We start from the raw sequence: 16,461 nt of genomic DNA, 5'->3' as shown, positions 1-16,461 counted from the left end.
CAGGAGAGGCCCTGGGGAGGTCTTCCCATGGAACGCTCAAAACGATCAACTTGGTCGTTCCTCTTGAGCGTTTGAAACTCCGGGTGCTAGAAACCGCTTACCCCCAGCGGTCACTCCAGCATCCCGGAGCTTCTCATGACGTCGCAGACGCCCTCTTCCCCGCTCCCCTCCCCCTCGGCGCCTCCGTCGTGGTCCCGGCGCGGCTTCCTCGCCTCGACCGCCGCCGCGGGCGCCGCGCTGGCCGTCGGGCTCCCCCAGCAGGCCGGAGCGGCGGACGGGGGCGAGGGCGGGGCCGCCGCTGCGGACGACGACGCGTTCGCCGCGCTGCGGGCCAAGTGGCGGGCGCTGTACCTCGGCGAAGGGTTCAGCCCCACCGCCGAACCGTTCAAGTCGAAGCTGGCCACCCTCGGTACGCAGGCCGGCTCCTGGCGCGACGCGATGGCCCCGGCGGAGAGCTCGCTCTGGCCGGACGCGGTCTTCGGCGACCCGGACCCCGACACGGACACCGAGTCGTACGGCTACTCGGAGAAGATCCAGACCAGTTACGAGCGCGTACGGACCATGGCGGAGGCGTTCTGCCAACCCGGCACCGGCCTCACCGGCGACGACTCCCTCAAGAGCGCCATCCTCACCGCTGTCGACCACCTGAGCGCGCGGGTCTACAACACGTCCCGGACCCAGTACGGGAATTGGTACAACTTCCAGATCGGCGCTCCGCAGCGGCTGCTCGACATAGCGATCCTGATGTACGAGCACCTGAGCGCCAAGCAGCTGACAGCGGCGGTCGAGGCGATCGACCACTTCGTCCCGGACTCGCTGGTGGCGACGTACACGGGTACCAGCACCGGCGCCAACCGCATCGATCTCTGCCGCGTGCTCGCGCTGCGCGGCATCCTCGACGGCACCGCGGCCAAGGTCGCGCTGGCCCGCGACGCCGTCTCGCCGGTCTTCCCGTACGTCACCTCCGGCGACGGCCTCTACGCGGACGGCTCGCTGATCCAGCACACGTACGTGCCGTACACGGGCTCCTACGGCGCCGTCCTCATCGACGGCCTGAGCAAACTGTTCGCGCTGCTCGGCGGATCCACCTGGGCGATCACCGACAGCAGGCGGCAGATCTTCCTGGACTCGGTGGAAGGCGCGTACGCGCCGTTCCTGCACGACGGGTTGATGATGGACAACGTGTCCGGGCGGGCGATCAGCCGCGGTCTGGTCGCCACCGATCCCCTGAGGATCCAGCAGGACGATCACGCGCGCGGACACGCGGTCATCGCCTCGATCCTGCTGCTCGGACAGGGTGCGAGCAACGAGGAGAACGCGCGCTGGCAGGCGCTCGCCAAGGGCTGGTACACCCGTGACCGCTACAGCGACGTGACGACGGGCCGCACCCTCGGGGTCGCCGCGCTCTCCCGGGTGACGTCGCTGCTCGGCGACTCCGCGGTGAAGCCGGCCGCCGAACCCCTCGGCCACCACGTGTTCCCGTCGATGGCGCGGGCCACGCACCGCACCAAGCGGTTCACGGCGTCGGTGTCGATGTCCTCGAAGGCGATCACCTTCTACGAGAACGGCAACGGCGAGAACGTCCGCGGCTGGCACACCGGTTCGGGCATGCTCTCGTGGTGGGCCGAGGGCGACAGCGACGGCGGCGGCCAGTACAGCGACGGCTACTGGCCCACCGTGGACCCGTACCGGCTGCCCGGCACGACGGTCTCGCGCAAACCGCTCGCGGACGCCGAGGGCGGCACGTGGGGTGCGGCGCGGCCCGACACGACGTGGGTGGGCGGCGCGACGGACGGCACCTACGCGGTGCTCGCCCAGGACGTGCGCGGCCTGTCGTCGACATTGCGGGCGAAGAAGTCGTGGTTCTTCCTCGACGACGCGGTGGTGTGCCTGGGCGCGGGCATCACCGGCACCGACGGCGCGCGGGTGGAGAGCGTCCTCGACACCCGCAACCTGGGGGCGTCGGGCACGGCCCGGCTGACGGTCGACGGCCGCCCCCAGCCCACCCGGCTCCCCTGGAACTCGGGCTTCGCACGCGCCCGTTGGGCCCATGTGGCGGGGCACGGCGGTTACGTCTTCCCCGGCGGTACGTCCCTGACGGCGCTGCGCGAGGAACGCACGGGCACCTGGCGGAGCATCAACGGCGGCGGCTCGACGGACCCGGTGACACGCCGGTACGTGACCCTGCTCGCCGACCACGGCACCGATCCCACGGACGCGGCGTACGCGTACATCCTGATGCCCGGCGCGAGTGAACTGCGCACGGCGGCGCGGGCGCTGGACCGGGGCTGGCTCGCGATCGGCGCCAACTCCGGTGCGCAGCAAGGGGTGCGGGTGCCGTCGCTCGGGTTCACGGGGGTGACGTTCTGGGAGCCGGGGACGGTCGGCGCGGTGACGGTCGACGCACCGCTGATCGTGCAGATCAGGGAGAAGGGGGACGGCACGGCGACGGTGTCGGTGAGCGACCCGAACCGCGCGGTGCGGGCGGCCACGCTGACCTGGCGGCGCCGGGTGCGGTCGGTGACGTCGAAGCCGGGTACGGTGACCGGCGTCCGGACCGGCCGCGAGCTGCGGCTCGCCTTCGGCGACCTGAGCGCGGCCGGCGGCGTCACGCAGAAGGTGACCGTCCGGCTCGGCTGACCGGGGCTCCGCACGAGGCGCGGACCCGCAACTCCGGGAGCACGTCGATGTGTTGCCCCGGCTCGTGGGTGCCGGGGGGCGCGGCGAGCCGGGACAGCAGCAGTTCGGCGGCGCGCCGGCCGACGGTCCGCTTGGCCGGGGCGACCGCCGTCAGCGGCAGGTCGGCGAGGGCGGCGACCTCGTCGTCGTACGTGATCACGGACAGCTCCTCGGGCACGCGCACGCCGTGCGCCCGCAGCCGGGGCACCAGGACGATCGCGTCGGCGTCGCTGTGCAGGATCGCGGCGCTCACGCCGTGCTCCTCGACCGCGTCGCGCAGGTAGGCGAAGGTCCGCTCGAACCGTTCGGCCTCGGTGGCGGCGGGCTGCCGCTCCTGCGGCCCGGGGGCGCGGCGCAGCCCGAGCGCCTCGACGGCCGCCTCGTACCCGCGCCTCAACTGGGCGCTGGTGGGCGACTCCTGGGCCGCGAGGGCGAGGGTACGGTGGCCGAGCGCGGCCAGATGGCGGACGGCCTCCGCGGCGCCGTGGGCATGGTCGGAGCGGACCCGGTCGAGCGCCGCGGCCGGGTGGCCGTGCGGGGCCGAGCGCTCGACGAGGACCGTCGGCACGGGCCGCTCGGTGATCCGCAGCCCCTCCCCCGGGCCCGGCACCCCACGCTCCCAACTGGGCGTCAGGAGCAGCCCGTCGACCCCCGCCGCGAGGAGCCGGTCGACCTGGACGGAGTCCTCGCCGGGCAGGTACCGCGACAGTGCGACGACGAGGCGGGCGCCGCTCTCCTCCACGGCCTCCCGGGCGCCGCGCACCACCTCCGCGTAGTAGTACTCGGTGGTCGGCACCACCATGCCCACGACGACGGCCTCCTTCGACTCGGCCGCACCGTACGGGGGTTCGGCCCCGTCGCCGGGCCAGACCACGGCGCCGTGCAGCCGCTGGAGCCGACCGCTCACGGCGAGGGCCTCGACGTCGCGGCGCAGGGTGACCAGGGAGACGTCCAGCTCACGGGCGAGGTCGGCGACGCGCACCGTGCCGCGCTCCCGCACCAGTTCCAGGATGCGCGCGTGGCGCCGGTCGACGTGCAGCCGCATGAGTCCGGCCCTCCCCCAACGTGCCCCGCCGATGATCCGTCCACCGTCGGCGGCGGCCGCGTCATCGTATCGATCGCAAGCGATCGGAACGATCCGGGCGGGGAGGCTACGGGCGGCGGCCCACGACGTGCGCGTGGCGAGGTACGACTCCAAGGACGCCGACGCGCTTCACGAGGTCGCCTCCATGACGTACGAGGTCGCCTCCGTGACTTACGGGGTCGTCTCCGTGGATTATGGGGCCGTCTCCGCGGCGAGGGAGTCCCGGACGAACGCGAGGATCTCCGTACGGGCGGCCTCGGCCTGCGGCTCCAGGCCCGGCGTGCTGAGGAACGCGTGCTCCGCTCCCGGGTATTCGGTGAGCCGGGTGGGCGTCCCGGCCGCTCGCAGTCGTTCGGCGTAGCGGCGGCCGTGGTCGGCCACCGCGTCGTGGGTCGGCACCACCACGAGCGCCGGTGCCAGGCCACTCAGGTCGTCGGCGTACAGCGGGGAGACCGCGCGGGGATCGGTGCCCGCCGGTACGGCGAGCCGCTGGAACAGCTCCAGCTTGGGCCGGGCCAGGGCCTGACCGTGGCCGTACCGTTCGACGGAGTCGTGGTCGAACATCGTCCCTGTCACGTCGACGGCGGGGTTGACCAGCACCTGCGCCCGCAGGCGCAGGCCGGTCCCCCTCGCCCGGACGGCCACCAGGGCAGCGATCAACGCGCCGCAGCTCTCGCCGAACACGACCGTCCGCGCCGGGTCGACGCCCCACTGTGCGGCGTGCTCCACGACGTGCCGGAGCGCGTCCCAGCCGTCGTCCACGGCGTCCGCCAGCGGGCTGTCCTGCGCGAGGAGGCGGTGCTCGACCGAGACCACGACCGCGGGCAGCCGGGCGGCGAGATGGCTGGTCACCCAGTCGCACTGCGCCGCCGTGCACGTGGAGCACGAGGGGGAGGTCGGTGCGGACGGCGCCCTCGTGCCCGGGCAGCGGGCGGTACACCCGGATGGGGAGTTCACGACCGGGCAGCGCCATCCGCTCCCAGCCGATCGTGGCGCCGGGGTCCGGTTCCCCGGTGATGCTCCGTATCGCCTCGGATGCGCGGAAGCGGTTCTCCGCCTCGCGGTAGACGGCCAGTTCCTCGGCGGTGACCGAGGACCAGTCCGGCTCCGGCGGCCTCTGCACGGCAGTTGTCTCACTCATGGCTTCTCCTCGTCCTGCGGCACCCGTGGCGCCGCCTCGACAGTTACGCGACCTGAGGTATCGAAACCTAAGGTAGCGTAAAGCGGTATCGTCCGGGCATGCCTTCGACCGATCCGCCCACCAGACCGCCCGGCCGCCCCCGTGCCGGGGTCACCGACACGGTGTTCGCCGCGACCTTGGACACGGTCCAGGAGCTCGGCTACGCCCGCGCCACCGTCGAGCGGATCGCCGCGGCGGCCGGCGTCGCGAAATCGACGGTCTACCGGCGCTGGCCCTCCAAGGGCGCGCTGATCGTGGACTGTCTCCTGGACGCGTTCGGCCCGGCTCCAGTGGCCAACGCCGACCGGGCCGCGTTCATGGACTCGACGATCCGCTGGATCGCGGAGAAGATCGGCGAGCCCGGGGTGGGCGACGCGTTCGCCGGCGTGTTCAGCGACGCCGTCAGCGACCCCGCCCTGCGCGAGATCCTGTCCACCCGGCTCCAGGACCCGTACCGGCTGGCGCTCCAGGAGGCGCTCGGCGAGCCGGAGCACCGGGTCCTGTTCTTCATCGACGTCGTGGTCGGCGTGCTGCTGCACCGGATGGGCATGACGGGTGAGCCGATGGTCGACGCCGACGTCGACGCGCTGGTCGAGATGGTCCTGCCGCACTTCTCCGACGGCCCGGCCCCTGGTTCCGGCCCGCGACACCCGCGGTAGAGCACGGGCCGGGGGCGGTCGGGCCGGGAGGCCGGTCGGGGGCGGAGGGTCGGCCGGGGGCGTTCGGGCCCGTGGGCGGTCGGGCCCCGGGCGGTCGACAGGCGCCGTCCATGCGTTCACCCGTATTCACCCTGCCGTCACCGGGAGTTCGACGCCGGGGCCGACCGTGTGCGCAGTTCACCTTTCCGCGCCTCAGGAGGCTCGATGTCCCCGCACGTCCCCGGCAAGCGCCGCGTCCGCCGCACCGTCGCAGCGGGGGTGCCGCTCGCCGCGCTGGCCGCGTTCGCCATGGCCGGGAGCGCGACCGGCGCCCCGGCGGGGTCCGGCAGGCCGGACACGGCCGTGGTGACGGGCGGCGCGACGCTCGGCGAGATACCGCTGGCCGCGTTCAGCAACGGCCTGCAGCCGGGCTCGGTGGGCGACGACCGCGGCGTCCACCTGGGCGGCATCGGCTCCGATCTCTACCCGGCGGGGAGCGCGGGCGAGTTCTGGACGGTGACCGACCGCGGTCCGAACGGCCAGATCAAGGTCGACGGCGCCAAGCGCCGGACATTCCCGGTGCCCGGCTTCGACCCGGCGATCGTGAAGATCCGTGTCACAGGTGACCGGGTGCGCGTCCTGCGGTCGATACCGCTGACGACGACGTCCGGCAAGCCCGTCACCGGCCTGTCGAACCAGGAGGGCAGGGACGAGAAGCCGTACACGTACGACGCGGGGACCCCGCTCCCGTACAACCCGAACGGTCTGGACACCGAGGGCATCGTGCGGGCGGCGGACGGCACGTTCTGGCTCGTCGACGAGTACGGGCCGTCGCTGGTGCACGTCTCGGCGCACGGGAAGGTGCTCGCGCGGCACGTGCCGAGGGGGCTGAACCTGAAGGGCGCGGATTATCCGGTCGTCGAGTCGCTGCCGGCAGTCCTGCTGCACCGGAAGACCAACCGGGGTTTCGAGGGGCTCGCCCGACTCCCCTCGGGCGACCTGGTGCTGGCCGTGCAGAGTCCACTGTCGCTGCCCGACGGGGCGGCCGGGGACGCCTCGCGGACGACGCGGCTGCTCCGGTTCTCGCCGAAGAGGCAGGCGGTCACGGCCGAGTACGCGTACCGCTTCGACCCGGTCGGTGTCGTCGACCCGGGTGAGGACGACACCTCCGAGCTGAAGATCTCGTCCGTGGTCGCGCTCGGCGACGACCGGCTGCTGGTCGAGGAGCGGACGGACAAGGCGGCCCGCCTCCAGGAGGTGCGGCTCACCCGCCGCGCGGACATCCTGGGCGGCCCCTTCGACCGCGCGGCCACGTCGCCGTCGCTGGAACAGCTGGCGGACCCGGCGGCCGCGGGGGTGCCGGTGCTCGGCAAGCGGCTCGTGGTGGACCTGAACACGGTGGACGGGGTGCAGGACAAGATCGAGGGCGTGGCGCTCGCCGGGCGCGGAACCCTCGCGCTGATCAACGACAACGACTTCGGGATGACGGACGGCGCGGGTGCGTTCGACGCGGCCGGGCGGCTCGTGGACAGCGGCATCGAGACGAAGGTGACGTACGTGAAGCTGCCGAGGGGCGCGCTCTGACGGACGCTCCGGGCATGCGTCCCACGGGGTGCGGAGCGGTCGGCCGCCCCTCGTCGGCCGCACGCCCGGCGGGTCAGGGCAGCAGGGACCCGATGTCGCTCGGCAACAGGCTGCCGGGCAGTTCGCTGGGCACCTTGCTCGGGATCCCGGACGGAAGCTCGCTGGGCAGCCCACTCGGAAGCTCGCTGGGGAGCGCGCTCGGCAACTCGCTCGGCAGTTCGCTGGGAATGTTCGCGGACGGTGATTCCGTACTCGAACGGCTGGTCCTGTCCGGGGAGGGTTTGTCGTCGCCGTCCGAGGAGCGCGTCGTCACGAGCACGACGGCGCCGACGATCACCACGAGGGCGATCAGCACCGCGAGCAACAGGTAGGGGCGGTGCCCGGGGCGCCGCGGACCCTCGGGCGGCGGAGCGCCGAACGGCGGCCCTCCGGGCGGCGGACCGAACCCGCCACCACCCGGGGGCGGCCGGTCACTGGGCGGCGGGGGCGGCTGCGGCGGAGGCGGGGGCACGGACATGCCCCCAGACTCCCCGCCCGGAGGCCCAACGCGCGACCCCCTGACGAAAGTTGTCGCACGCCGCGTCCCGACGGGGGCGCCGGGTCGGGGGTGCCCGGGTGGACGACCCCGCTGGACATATCCCGTCGGGGAGCGCCGGTGGCGCCCCCGGCAGGGCCCCGGGGCCGCCTATGAGCAGGGCTCTGGGGGACGCGCCCTGGCAGGAGCTCGCGGGGCGGCCCCGGTTGGACGCGCCCGTGCAGGAGCCCACGGGCCCCCGTGGGGAGCCCCGGCGGAGGCATCCCGTCACGAGATCCCGGCGACAGCCTCCCGACGGAAAGCCCCGCCGAACGCCTCCCCGCCGGGCCCGCCCCCCGGGCCCGCACCTCGGCAGGGTCAGCCGCGCGCGGCCAGCAGGTGGTCCATCGCCAGCTGGTCCAGGCGCTCGAAGGCCATCCCGCGCTCGGCGGCGGCGTCGACGTCGAACTCCTCGAACGCGCCCTTGTCCGCGAGAAGACCGGCCACGCCGTCGGTCGCCGTGGGCTGCGCCAGCTCGTCCAGGCGGGACGCGCGCAGCGCCTCCTGAACCTCCGGGTCGGCGCGGAAGGCCGCCGCACGGTCCTTGAGGATCAGGTAGTTGCGCATGCAGCCCGCGGCCGACGCCCACACGCCGTCGAAGTCCTCGGTCCGCGGCGGCTTGAAGTCGAAGTGCCGGGGGCCCTCGTACCCGGCGGTCTCCAGCAGGTCGACGAGCCAGAACGCGGCGCGCAGGTCACCGGCGCCGAAGCGCAGGTCCTGGTCGTACTTGATGCCGGACTGGCCGTTGAGGTCGATGTGGAAGAGCTTGCCGGACCACAGCGCCTGGGCGATGCCGTGCGGGAAGTTCAGGCCCGCCATCTGCTCGTGGCCGACCTCCGGGTTGACGCCGTACATCTCCGGGCGCTCCAGGCGCTCGATGAACGCGAGGGCGTGGCCGACCGTGGGCAGGAGGATGTCGCCGCGCGGCTCGTTCGGCTTGGGCTCGATGGCGAACTTGAGGTCGTAGCCCTGCTGGAGCACGTACTCGCCGAGGAGGTCGAACGCCTCCTTCATCCGGTCGAGGGCGGCGCGGACATCCTTGGCGCCACCGGACTCGGCGCCTTCGCGGCCGCCCCACGCGACGTACGTCTTCGCGCCCAGTTCGGCGGCGAGGTCGATGTTGCGGATCGTCTTGCGCAGCGCGAAGCGGCGGACGTCACGGTCGTTGGCGGTGAAGCCGCCGTCCTTGAAGACCGGGTGGGTGAACAGGTTCGTCGTGGCCATCGGAACGATCAGGCCGGCGGTGTCCAGGGCGGCGCGGAACCGCTTGACGATCGCCTCGCGCTCGGTGTCGGACGCGCCGAAGGGGATCAGGTCGTCGTCGTGGAACGTGACGCCGTACGCACCGAGCTCGGCCAGGCGCTGCACGGACTCGACCGGGTCGAGCGCGGGCCGGGTGGCGTCGCCGAACGGGTCGCGTCCCTGCCAGCCGACGGTCCACAGGCCGAAGCTGAACTTGTCGTCGGGGGTGGGCTGGTACGTCATCTTGCGGCTCCCTCGCCGTCGGCGGACACGGCGATGCCGTGCCACTGCCTATTTCGTCATGGCACTTTACAAATTAGTATGCGGGCACGCCGCTGGGAAGAGCCGACCCGTGTCGGACCCTTCTCGGTCACGTTCCGCTCACCGGAACCCGGAGATCAGGAGAGCCGCATGTCAGTCGCCGATGGGCCCTTTGTCGTAGGGGTGGACAGCTCCACGCAGTCCACGAAAGCCCTGGTCGTCGATGTCGCCACGGGCGCGGTCGTGGCCAGTGGCCAGGCGCCGCACACGGTGACCTCGGGCGCGGGCCGCGAGAGCGACCCCGAAGAGTGGTACACCGCACTGCGCTCGGCACTCGCCGGTTGCGGTGACGCAGCGCGCCGCGCCTCGGCCGTGTCGGTCGGCGGGCAGCAGCACGGTCTGGTCACACTCGACGCGCGGGGCCGGCCGGTGCGTCCGGCGCTGCTCTGGAACGATGTGCGCTCCGCGCCCCAGGCCCGGCGCCTGACCGACGAGCTGGGCGGGGCGAAGGTGTGGGCGGACCGGTTCGGCAGCGTGCCCGGCGCCTCGTTCACGGTGTCGAAGTGGGCGTGGCTTGCCGAGCACGAGCCGGACTCGGTACGCGCGACAGCGGCGGTGCGGCTGCCCCACGACTACCTGACGGGGCGGCTGACGGGCGCGGGCACGACCGACCGGGGCGACGCGTCCGGCACCGGGTGGTGGGCATCGGCGACCGAGGCGTACGCCGAGGACGTCCTCGGCCGGGTCGGGCTCGATCCCGCGCTGCTGCCGAGGGTGGTCGGGCCCGGCGAGGTGGCGGGCACGGTACGCGACACCGACCACGAACTCCCCTTCTCCAAGGGCACGTTGGTGGCCGCCGGCACCGGGGACAACGCCGCGGCCGCGCTCGGCCTCGGCCTGCTGCCGGGCACGCCCGTACTGAGCCTCGGCACCTCGGGCACGGTGTACGCGGTGTCACGGCGCAGGCCCACGGACGCGAGCGGCATCGTCGCCGGGTTCGCGGACGCCCGCGGCGACTGGCTGCCGCTGGCCTGCACACTCAACTGCACCCTCGCGGTGGACCGGATCGCCGCGCTCCTCGGCCTGGACCGGGAGGCCGTCGAGGGGGGCGGCGCGGCGACGATCCTGCCCTACCTGGACGGTGAGCGGACCCCCGATCTCCCCCGTGCCAGCGGCCTGTTGACCGGCCTGCGGCACGACACGACGGGCGGGCAACTCCTCCAGGCGGCGTACGACGGAGCGGTGCACGCGCTGCTCGGCGCCCTCGACCGCGTCCTGGACGACGAGGCCGACCGGACCACTCCCCTGCTGTTGATCGGCGGCGGCGCGCGCGGCACTGCCTGGCAGCAGACGGTGCGGCGCCTCTCGGGGCGGGCCGTCCAGGTCCCCGAGGCCCGCGAACTCGTGGCACTCGGCGCCGCCGCCCAGGCAGCGGGCCTCCTGACCGGCGAGGACCCGGCAGCCGTGGCCCGCCGCTGGGACACCGCCCGCGGCCCGCTCCTCGACCCGGTCGAGCGGGACGAGGCGACGCTGGAACGGATCTCGGGGGTGCTTGCGGACGCGGGGCCCCTGTTGGAGCGGGCCTGAGCCGGGCCGCTCGGGGATGGGCGCGGGTGGGTCGGCCCGGAGCCGGCTGGATCGGCCCGGAGCCGGGCGGATCGGCCCGGAGCCGGGCGGATCGGCCCGGAGCCGCGGGGCGAGCGCTGCATCGCCGGTGCCGGGGCTCACGGCGGCGTAGGGCTGCGTCGCCCGCCGGTGCTGGGGCTCACGGCGGTGGCGCGGGGCGTTCCGCCACTGGGCGATCGGTCTCGGCGGCTCCGGTGAGCGCGCATCCGTGGCACCCGGCGGGTTTCCCGAGCGCCGCACACCGCCACCACACCCGACCGGTCCTGCCGGCTCGCGCGCGGCGGCCGTGCTCGATCCCCGGTCCGCATCGAGGCGGGCCACGGTCCGGCCCGCCCGCCCCGGGCGCCGCGCACGCGCCGGGGCCCATTCCTACCTGCGCGCATCGCCCGCCGCGCGCCCTGGGAGCATGACGGCATGACCGCACCACTGCACCGGTCCCGACCGGGGACGCCCGACACCCAGCAGGGCATGCGCCGCCGCAACCTGTCCCGCGTGATGCACACGGTCGCCGCCGAGGGGCCGTTGTCCCGGGCGTCGGTGGCGGGGCACATCGGGTTGACCCGGGCCGCCGTCTCCACGCTGGTCGACGAGTTGATCCGGGCCGGTCTCCTGGAGGAGCTGGGCCCGCAGCGGCCCGGCGGCGTGGGCCGGCCCGGCTCCGCCCTCGCCGTCAGCGGCCGGGGCCCCGCCGGGCTCGGTGCGGAGGTGGGCGTCGACCATCTCGCGGTGTGCGCGGTGGATCTGCGCGGCGAGGTCCGGGTCCGCGCCGAACTCCGGGTCGGCAACCGGGGGCGGGCCCCGGGCCCGGTGCTCGGGGATCTCGCGGCGCTGGTGCGGCAGGTCACCGAGGAGGCCGCGGCCGAGGGGCTGCGCCCCGCGGGGCTCGCTGTCGCCGTCCCCGGCCTGGTGGCCCGGGGCACCCCCACCGTCGTCCGCGCCCCGAACCTGGACTGGCACGACACGGACGTCGCCGCACTGCTCCCCTGCGAGATGCCGCTGCGCGTCGACAACGAGGCGAACTTCGGCGCGCTCGCCGAACTCTGGCTCGCCCCCGAGTCCCCAGCGGACTTCCTGCACGTGTCGGCGGAGATCGGCATCGGCGCGGCCCTCGTCGTCGACGGGCAACTCCTGCGCGGCACACGGGGGTTCGCGGGCGAGCTGGGCCACATGCCGGTGCGCCCCGAGGGTCCGGCCTGCCCGTGCGGCGGACGGGGGTGTCTGGAGCAGTACGCGGGCGAGGAGGCGGTGCTGCGCGCGGCGGGCGTCGCGCCGGGCGCGGACCGGGTGTCGCTGCTCGCCGAACGGGCCGCGGCGGGCGACACGGACACGCGCCGGGCGTTGCGCGGTGCCGGTACAGCGCTGGGCATCGCGCTCACCGGCGCGGTCAATCTCCTCGACCCGCGCGCGGTGGTGCTGGGTGGCGCGCTCTCCCGGCTGGCGCCGTGGCTGCTGCCGGCCCTGGAGCGTGAGCTGACGCGCCGTACGGCGACTCCGGCGGACGGCGTCGCTGTCTCCCGGTTCGGCTCGGACGGGCCCTTGCTGGGGGCGGCGCACTCGGTGGTGCGGGCGGTGCTCGACGATCCGACGGGGGTGGCGCAGGCGGCGTGACACTCACCGCTCGCGCCGCCCGCCCACGCCGCTCACGCCGCCCGGGCGGCCACCTCCGATGCCAGTGGTTCGGACCTCTGACGTGCGGTTGTGCACAATCGACGGGTTGTCCACAGCTCCGCCGCGCCCTCTTCCGCCTCGACCGGCGGCCCCCGTACCGTGAGGCACGCGAGGCGCCGACCTCCCGTCCCTCCCGTCCCTCCTGTCCTGCCCTGTCCCGCACGCTGACGTAGCCGCACGCGCGGCCGCGTGAGATCACGGCGACGCTGCCGCACCCCTAGCACTGACCGGCAGCGCCGCCGACCGGTTCCCTCCACCGCCCGACGCCATTCGTCCGAGAAGTTCGAGAAGTTCGAGAGAGGCAGGATCGCCATGGACCGAGCGAGACACCTTCCTGGCCGCCCGAGCCGCCGCCGCATCCTTCGGGCCGGCGCCCTGGCCGCGGTGCCCGGTGCGCTGCTGCCCGCGGGCAGGGCGGGCGCCCAGGCGCAGGCCGTCGACTACCCGGCGGCCGAGTCCGTCCCCGCCAGCACCTCCAACTACACGGTCTCCGGCCGCCCTTCGTCGTATCCCGTCGACTACGTGGTCATCCACGTCACGCAGGAGACGTACGCCGACACCGTCAAGATCTTCCAGAACCCCGCCAAGCAGGTCTCCATCCACTACCTCGTACGGTCGGCCGACGGGCACATCGCGCAGTGCGTGCGGGAGAAGAACATCGCCTGGCACGCGGGGAACTGGGACTACAACACGCGCAGCATCGGCATCGAGCACGAGGGCTGGGTCGACAAGCCCCAGTACTTCACCGACGCGATGTACGAGAAGTCGGCGGCGCTGACCGCCTCGGTCTGTGCCCGGTACGGCATTCCGAAGGACCGCAAGCACATCATCGGCCATGTCGAGGTGCCCGGGACCGATCACACCGACCCGGGCCCCTACTGGGACTGGTCGCGTTACATCAGGATGGTCAACTTCGCCTGAGCGGACCCGAGTACGCCTGATCACGGGCCGAGGGGCCCGTTCCGTGTCCGGCTCCTTGTCGGCGCGCGCCGCCGGGGCGACGATGTTCCCACCGCATCGCCGTCCTGGAGGCCGAGTTGACCGATCCCTGGGTCGCCCTGGAGCCGGGTGCCGATCCCGACGAGCGGGCCCGGGTGCTGCGCCGCGCCCACGACCGGTTCACCGCGGCGGGCACCGTCAGCCTCCCGGTCCGGCCGGTGGTCGCCGCTTCGTGGCGCCGTTCGGCGGGCGCGCACGTCAGCCCCGACGCCTCGGCGTCGGTGGAACTGACCGACGGTGACCTCGGGGCGTACCGCGCGGAGCACCCTCTCTCCCGGGTGATGCCGCTCTTCCGTGAGCTGATGGGCACGTTCGCGACGGACGGGGAGCATCTGCTCGCCGTGTGCGACGCGCACGGCCGACTGCTGTGGGTCGAGGGGCATCCGGCCACCCGGCGGCGGGCGAGCGGTATGAACTTCGTGCCGGGTGCCCGCTGGTCGGAGTCGGCGATGGGCACGAACGCGCCGGGTACGGCGGTCGCCGTGGACCGGCCGGTGCAGGTCTTCGCCGCCGAGCACTTCATCCGCCGGGTGCAGCCCTGGACGTGCGCGGCGGCCCCGGTGCACGACCCGCGTACGGGCCGGGTGCTCGGCGCGGTCGACATCACCGGCGGGGCCGGGCTCGCGCATCCGCACAGCCTCGCGTTCGTGCAGGCGGTGGCGCGCGCCGCCGAGTCCCAGCTGGCGCTGCTCGCCCCCGCTCCGGCGAGCGCGCCCGAGCTGCGCCTGTGCGCGCTCGGCCGCGACGAGGCGCTGCTGTGCACGGGGTCCGGTCGCCGGATCCGCCTCAGCCGCCGCCACAGTGAACTGTTCGTCCTCCTCGCCCGCCACCCGGAGGGGCTGACCGGCGACGAGCTGCTGTGCTGCCTGTACGAGTACGAGTCGGTGACACCGGTGACGCTCCGGGCCGAACTGGCGCGTCTGCGCCGGGTGTTGGGGCCCGGCATCCTGGCCTCCCGCCCCTACCGCCTCGCGGTCGCGGTCGACTCGGACCTGACGACGGTCGAGCGGCGTCTGGGCTCGGGCGCGGTGACCGCGGCGGCCTCCGCCTACCCGGGCCCGCTGCTCCCGGCCTCCCAGGCGCCGGCGGTGGCCCGGATCAGGCGCAGGCTCGCCGACGGCCTGCGGGCGGCGCTCGTCGCGCGCGGCGACCCGGACCTGCTCGCGGACTGGGCGTACGCCCCCTGGGGCGAGGACGACCTCGACGTGTGGCGGGCGCTGGCGGCGGTGCGGCCGACGCCGCCGGTCCTGGCCCGGCTCGCCGCGCTCGACGAGGAGCAGCGCGCCGTGCGGGACCCGTACGCAACGTGGCTGCAACGTCCGGATCCCTAGCCTGCGGAGCGAGCGCTGCCCGACGGCGGGCAGCCCGCACAGGAGGCCAGCCACGATGACCCGTTACGCAGCGCCCGGCTCCCAGGGCTCCGTCGTCTCCTACCAGGCCCGCTACGACCACTTCATCGGCGGTGAGTACGTGCCGCCGGCCCGCGGCCAGTACTTCGACAACCCGAGCCCGGTCAACGGGCAGCCGTTCACCGAGATCGCGCGCGGCACCGCCGAGGACGTCGAGCGCGCTCTCGACGCCGCCCACGCCGCCGCGCCCGCCTGGGGCCGCACCTCCGCCGGCGCCCGCGCCGACATCCTCCTGAAGATCGCCGACCGGACGGAGGCCCACCTGGAGGAGCTCGCCGTCGCCGAGAGCTGGGAGAACGGCAAGCCGGTCCGTGAGACCCTCGCCGCCGACCTGCCCCTCGCCGTCGACCACTTCCGCTACTTCGCGGGCGCCCTCCGCGCCCAGGAGGGCAACCTCTCGCAGATCGACGACGACACGGTCGCGTACCACTTCCAGGAGCCGCTCGGCGTCGTCGCGCAGATCATCCCGTGGAACTTCCCGATCCTGATGGCGACGTGGAAGCTGGCCCCGGCGCTCGCCGCCGGGAACGCGGTCGTCATCAAACCGGCCGAGCAGACCCCCGCCTCGATCCACCTCTGGATGAGCCTGATCGCGGATCTGCTCCCGCCGGGCGTCGTCAACATCGTCAACGGTTTCGGCGTCGAGGCGGGCAAGCCTCTGGCCTCCAGCCCGCGCGTGGCGAAGGTGGCGTTCACGGGTGAGACGACGACGGGCCGGCTGATCATGCAGTACGCGTCCGAGAACATCAAACCGGTCACTCTCGAACTCGGCGGCAAGTCCCCGAACATCTTCTTCGACGACGTCTGGGCCAAGGACGACGACTTCCGGGACAAGGCCCTCGAAGGGTTCACGATGTTCGCCCTCAACCAGGGCGAGGTCTGCACCTGCCCGTCCCGGGCGCTCATCCAGCAGGGCCACTACAGCGAGTTCCTCGAAGCGGCGATCGCCCGCACGGAGGCCATCAAGCCGGGCCACCCGCTCGACACCGACACGATGATCGGCGCCCAGGCCTCCAACGACCAGCTCCAAAAGATCCTCTCCTACCTGGACATCGGCCAGCAGGAGGGCGCGAAGGTCCTCACGGGCGGCCAACGCATCGAGTACGACGGCGAGTTGGCGGGCGGCTACTACGTCCAGCCCACCATCTTCGAAGGCTCCAACCGCATGCGGATCTTCCAGGAGGAAATCTTCGGCCCGGTCGTCTCGGTCGCCTCCTTCACGGACTTCGACGACGCCATCAAGACCGCCAACGACACGCTGTACGGCCTCGGGGCCGGCGTATGGACCCGCGACATCAACACGGCCTACCGCGCGGGCCGTTCGATCCAGGCGGGCCGCGTCTGGACGAACTGCTACCACGCGTATCCGGCACACGCGGCGTTCGGCGGGTACAAGCAGTCGGGGATCGGCCGGGAGAACCACAAGATGATGCTGGAGCACTACCAGCAGACGAAGAACCTCCTCGTCTCGTACTCACCGAAGAAGCTGGGCTTCTTCTAGATCGGATCAAAGTCCA

At 73.5% G+C, this 16,461-nt stretch carries 11 protein-coding genes and 1 pseudogene; 8 read left to right on the top strand and 4 right to left on the bottom strand.

Annotated elements, in window-relative coordinates:
• Positions 1–135: 135 nt before the first annotated feature.
• On the top strand, positions 136–2,640 hold the full coding sequence (locus tag ACZ45E_RS29725) for a polysaccharide lyase 8 family protein (RefSeq protein WP_468226357.1): 2,505 nt from the start codon (positions 136–138) through the stop codon (positions 2,638–2,640).
• Here ACZ45E_RS29725 and ACZ45E_RS29720 read toward each other — a convergent pair.
• On the bottom strand, positions 2,609–3,724 hold the full coding sequence (locus tag ACZ45E_RS29720; protein WP_468226355.1) for a substrate-binding domain-containing protein: 1,116 nt from the start codon (positions 3,722–3,724) through the stop codon (positions 2,609–2,611). The two genes, ACZ45E_RS29725 and ACZ45E_RS29720, sit on opposite strands and share 32 nt — an antisense overlap.
• A 231-nt stretch (positions 3,725–3,955) precedes the next feature.
• Positions 3,956–4,904: pseudogene (locus tag ACZ45E_RS29715) on the bottom strand (alpha/beta hydrolase).
• A 98-nt stretch (positions 4,905–5,002) separates the two neighbouring features.
• On the opposite strand from ACZ45E_RS29715, the gene ACZ45E_RS29710 reads away from it, so the two are divergent.
• Both ACZ45E_RS29710 and ACZ45E_RS29705 read left to right on the top strand, forming a co-directional pair.
• Entirely contained in the window at positions 5,003–5,602 is a 600-nt protein-coding gene (locus ACZ45E_RS29710; RefSeq protein ID WP_468226352.1) for a TetR/AcrR family transcriptional regulator, read from the top strand.
• Positions 5,603–5,806: 204 nt separating this feature from the next.
• Positions 5,807–7,165, top strand: coding sequence for an esterase-like activity of phytase family protein (locus tag ACZ45E_RS29705; RefSeq protein WP_468226350.1), 1,359 nt, complete (start codon positions 5,807–5,809; stop codon positions 7,163–7,165).
• A 73-nt stretch (positions 7,166–7,238) separates the two neighbouring features.
• Here ACZ45E_RS29705 and ACZ45E_RS29700 read toward each other — a convergent pair whose 3' ends face one another.
• Both ACZ45E_RS29700 and xylA read right to left on the bottom strand, forming a co-directional pair.
• Complete coding sequence (locus ACZ45E_RS29700; RefSeq protein WP_468226348.1) at positions 7,239–7,682, bottom strand: hypothetical protein; 444 nt, start codon at positions 7,680–7,682, stop codon at positions 7,239–7,241.
• 375 nt (positions 7,683–8,057) lie between these two features.
• A complete protein-coding gene (gene xylA, locus ACZ45E_RS29695; protein WP_468226345.1) occupies positions 8,058–9,224 on the bottom strand; it encodes a xylose isomerase in 1,167 nt (388 codons plus the stop codon).
• Between the two features lie 168 nt (positions 9,225–9,392).
• Between xylA and xylB the strand changes: the two genes are divergently transcribed.
• From xylB to exaC, 5 genes are all read left to right on the top strand, one after another.
• Positions 9,393–10,829, top strand: a complete 1,437-nt coding sequence (xylB, locus tag ACZ45E_RS29690) for a xylulokinase (RefSeq protein ID WP_468226343.1) — start codon at positions 9,393–9,395, stop codon at positions 10,827–10,829.
• A gap of 453 nt (positions 10,830–11,282) precedes the next feature.
• Entirely contained in the window at positions 11,283–12,476 is a 1,194-nt protein-coding gene (locus ACZ45E_RS29685) for an ROK family protein (RefSeq protein WP_468226341.1), read from the top strand.
• A 372-nt stretch (positions 12,477–12,848) separates the two neighbouring features.
• A complete protein-coding gene (locus tag ACZ45E_RS29680) occupies positions 12,849–13,457 on the top strand; it encodes an N-acetylmuramoyl-L-alanine amidase (protein ID WP_468226338.1) in 609 nt (202 codons plus the stop codon).
• A gap of 116 nt (positions 13,458–13,573) precedes the next feature.
• Positions 13,574–14,866 carry a GAF domain-containing protein gene (locus ACZ45E_RS29675; RefSeq protein WP_468226335.1) on the top strand — a complete coding sequence of 431 codons (1,293 nt, stop codon included), beginning with the start codon at positions 13,574–13,576 and terminating at the stop codon, positions 14,864–14,866.
• 55 nt (positions 14,867–14,921) lie between these two features.
• A complete protein-coding gene (gene exaC / locus ACZ45E_RS29670) occupies positions 14,922–16,445 on the top strand; it encodes an acetaldehyde dehydrogenase ExaC (protein ID WP_468226332.1) in 1,524 nt (507 codons plus the stop codon).
• The last annotated feature ends 16 nt before the right edge of the window (positions 16,446–16,461 follow it).

Source organism: Streptomyces sp. NPDC030991, assembly GCF_055571235.1.
This window is presented reverse-complemented; position numbering and strand designations above follow the sequence as displayed.

Excerpts from the sequence above, each read along its gene's own strand:
- ACZ45E_RS29725 (WP_468226357.1), top strand. The coding sequence starts at position 136 with ATGACGTCGCAGACGCCCTCTTCCCCGCTCCCCTCCCCCTCGGCGCCT.
- ACZ45E_RS29720 (WP_468226355.1), bottom strand. The coding sequence starts at position 3,724 with ATGCGGCTGCACGTCGACCGGCGCCACGCGCGCATCCTGGAACTGGTG.
- ACZ45E_RS29710 (WP_468226352.1), top strand. The coding sequence starts at position 5,003 with ATGCCTTCGACCGATCCGCCCACCAGACCGCCCGGCCGCCCCCGTGCC.
- ACZ45E_RS29705 (WP_468226350.1), top strand. The coding sequence starts at position 5,807 with ATGTCCCCGCACGTCCCCGGCAAGCGCCGCGTCCGCCGCACCGTCGCA.
- ACZ45E_RS29700 (WP_468226348.1), bottom strand. The coding sequence starts at position 7,682 with ATGTCCGTGCCCCCGCCTCCGCCGCAGCCGCCCCCGCCGCCCAGTGAC.
- xylA (WP_468226345.1), bottom strand. The coding sequence starts at position 9,224 with ATGACGTACCAGCCCACCCCCGACGACAAGTTCAGCTTCGGCCTGTGG.
- xylB (WP_468226343.1), top strand. The coding sequence starts at position 9,393 with ATGTCAGTCGCCGATGGGCCCTTTGTCGTAGGGGTGGACAGCTCCACG.
- ACZ45E_RS29685 (WP_468226341.1), top strand. The coding sequence starts at position 11,283 with ATGACCGCACCACTGCACCGGTCCCGACCGGGGACGCCCGACACCCAG.
- ACZ45E_RS29680 (WP_468226338.1), top strand. The coding sequence starts at position 12,849 with ATGGACCGAGCGAGACACCTTCCTGGCCGCCCGAGCCGCCGCCGCATC.
- exaC (WP_468226332.1), top strand. The coding sequence starts at position 14,922 with ATGACCCGTTACGCAGCGCCCGGCTCCCAGGGCTCCGTCGTCTCCTAC.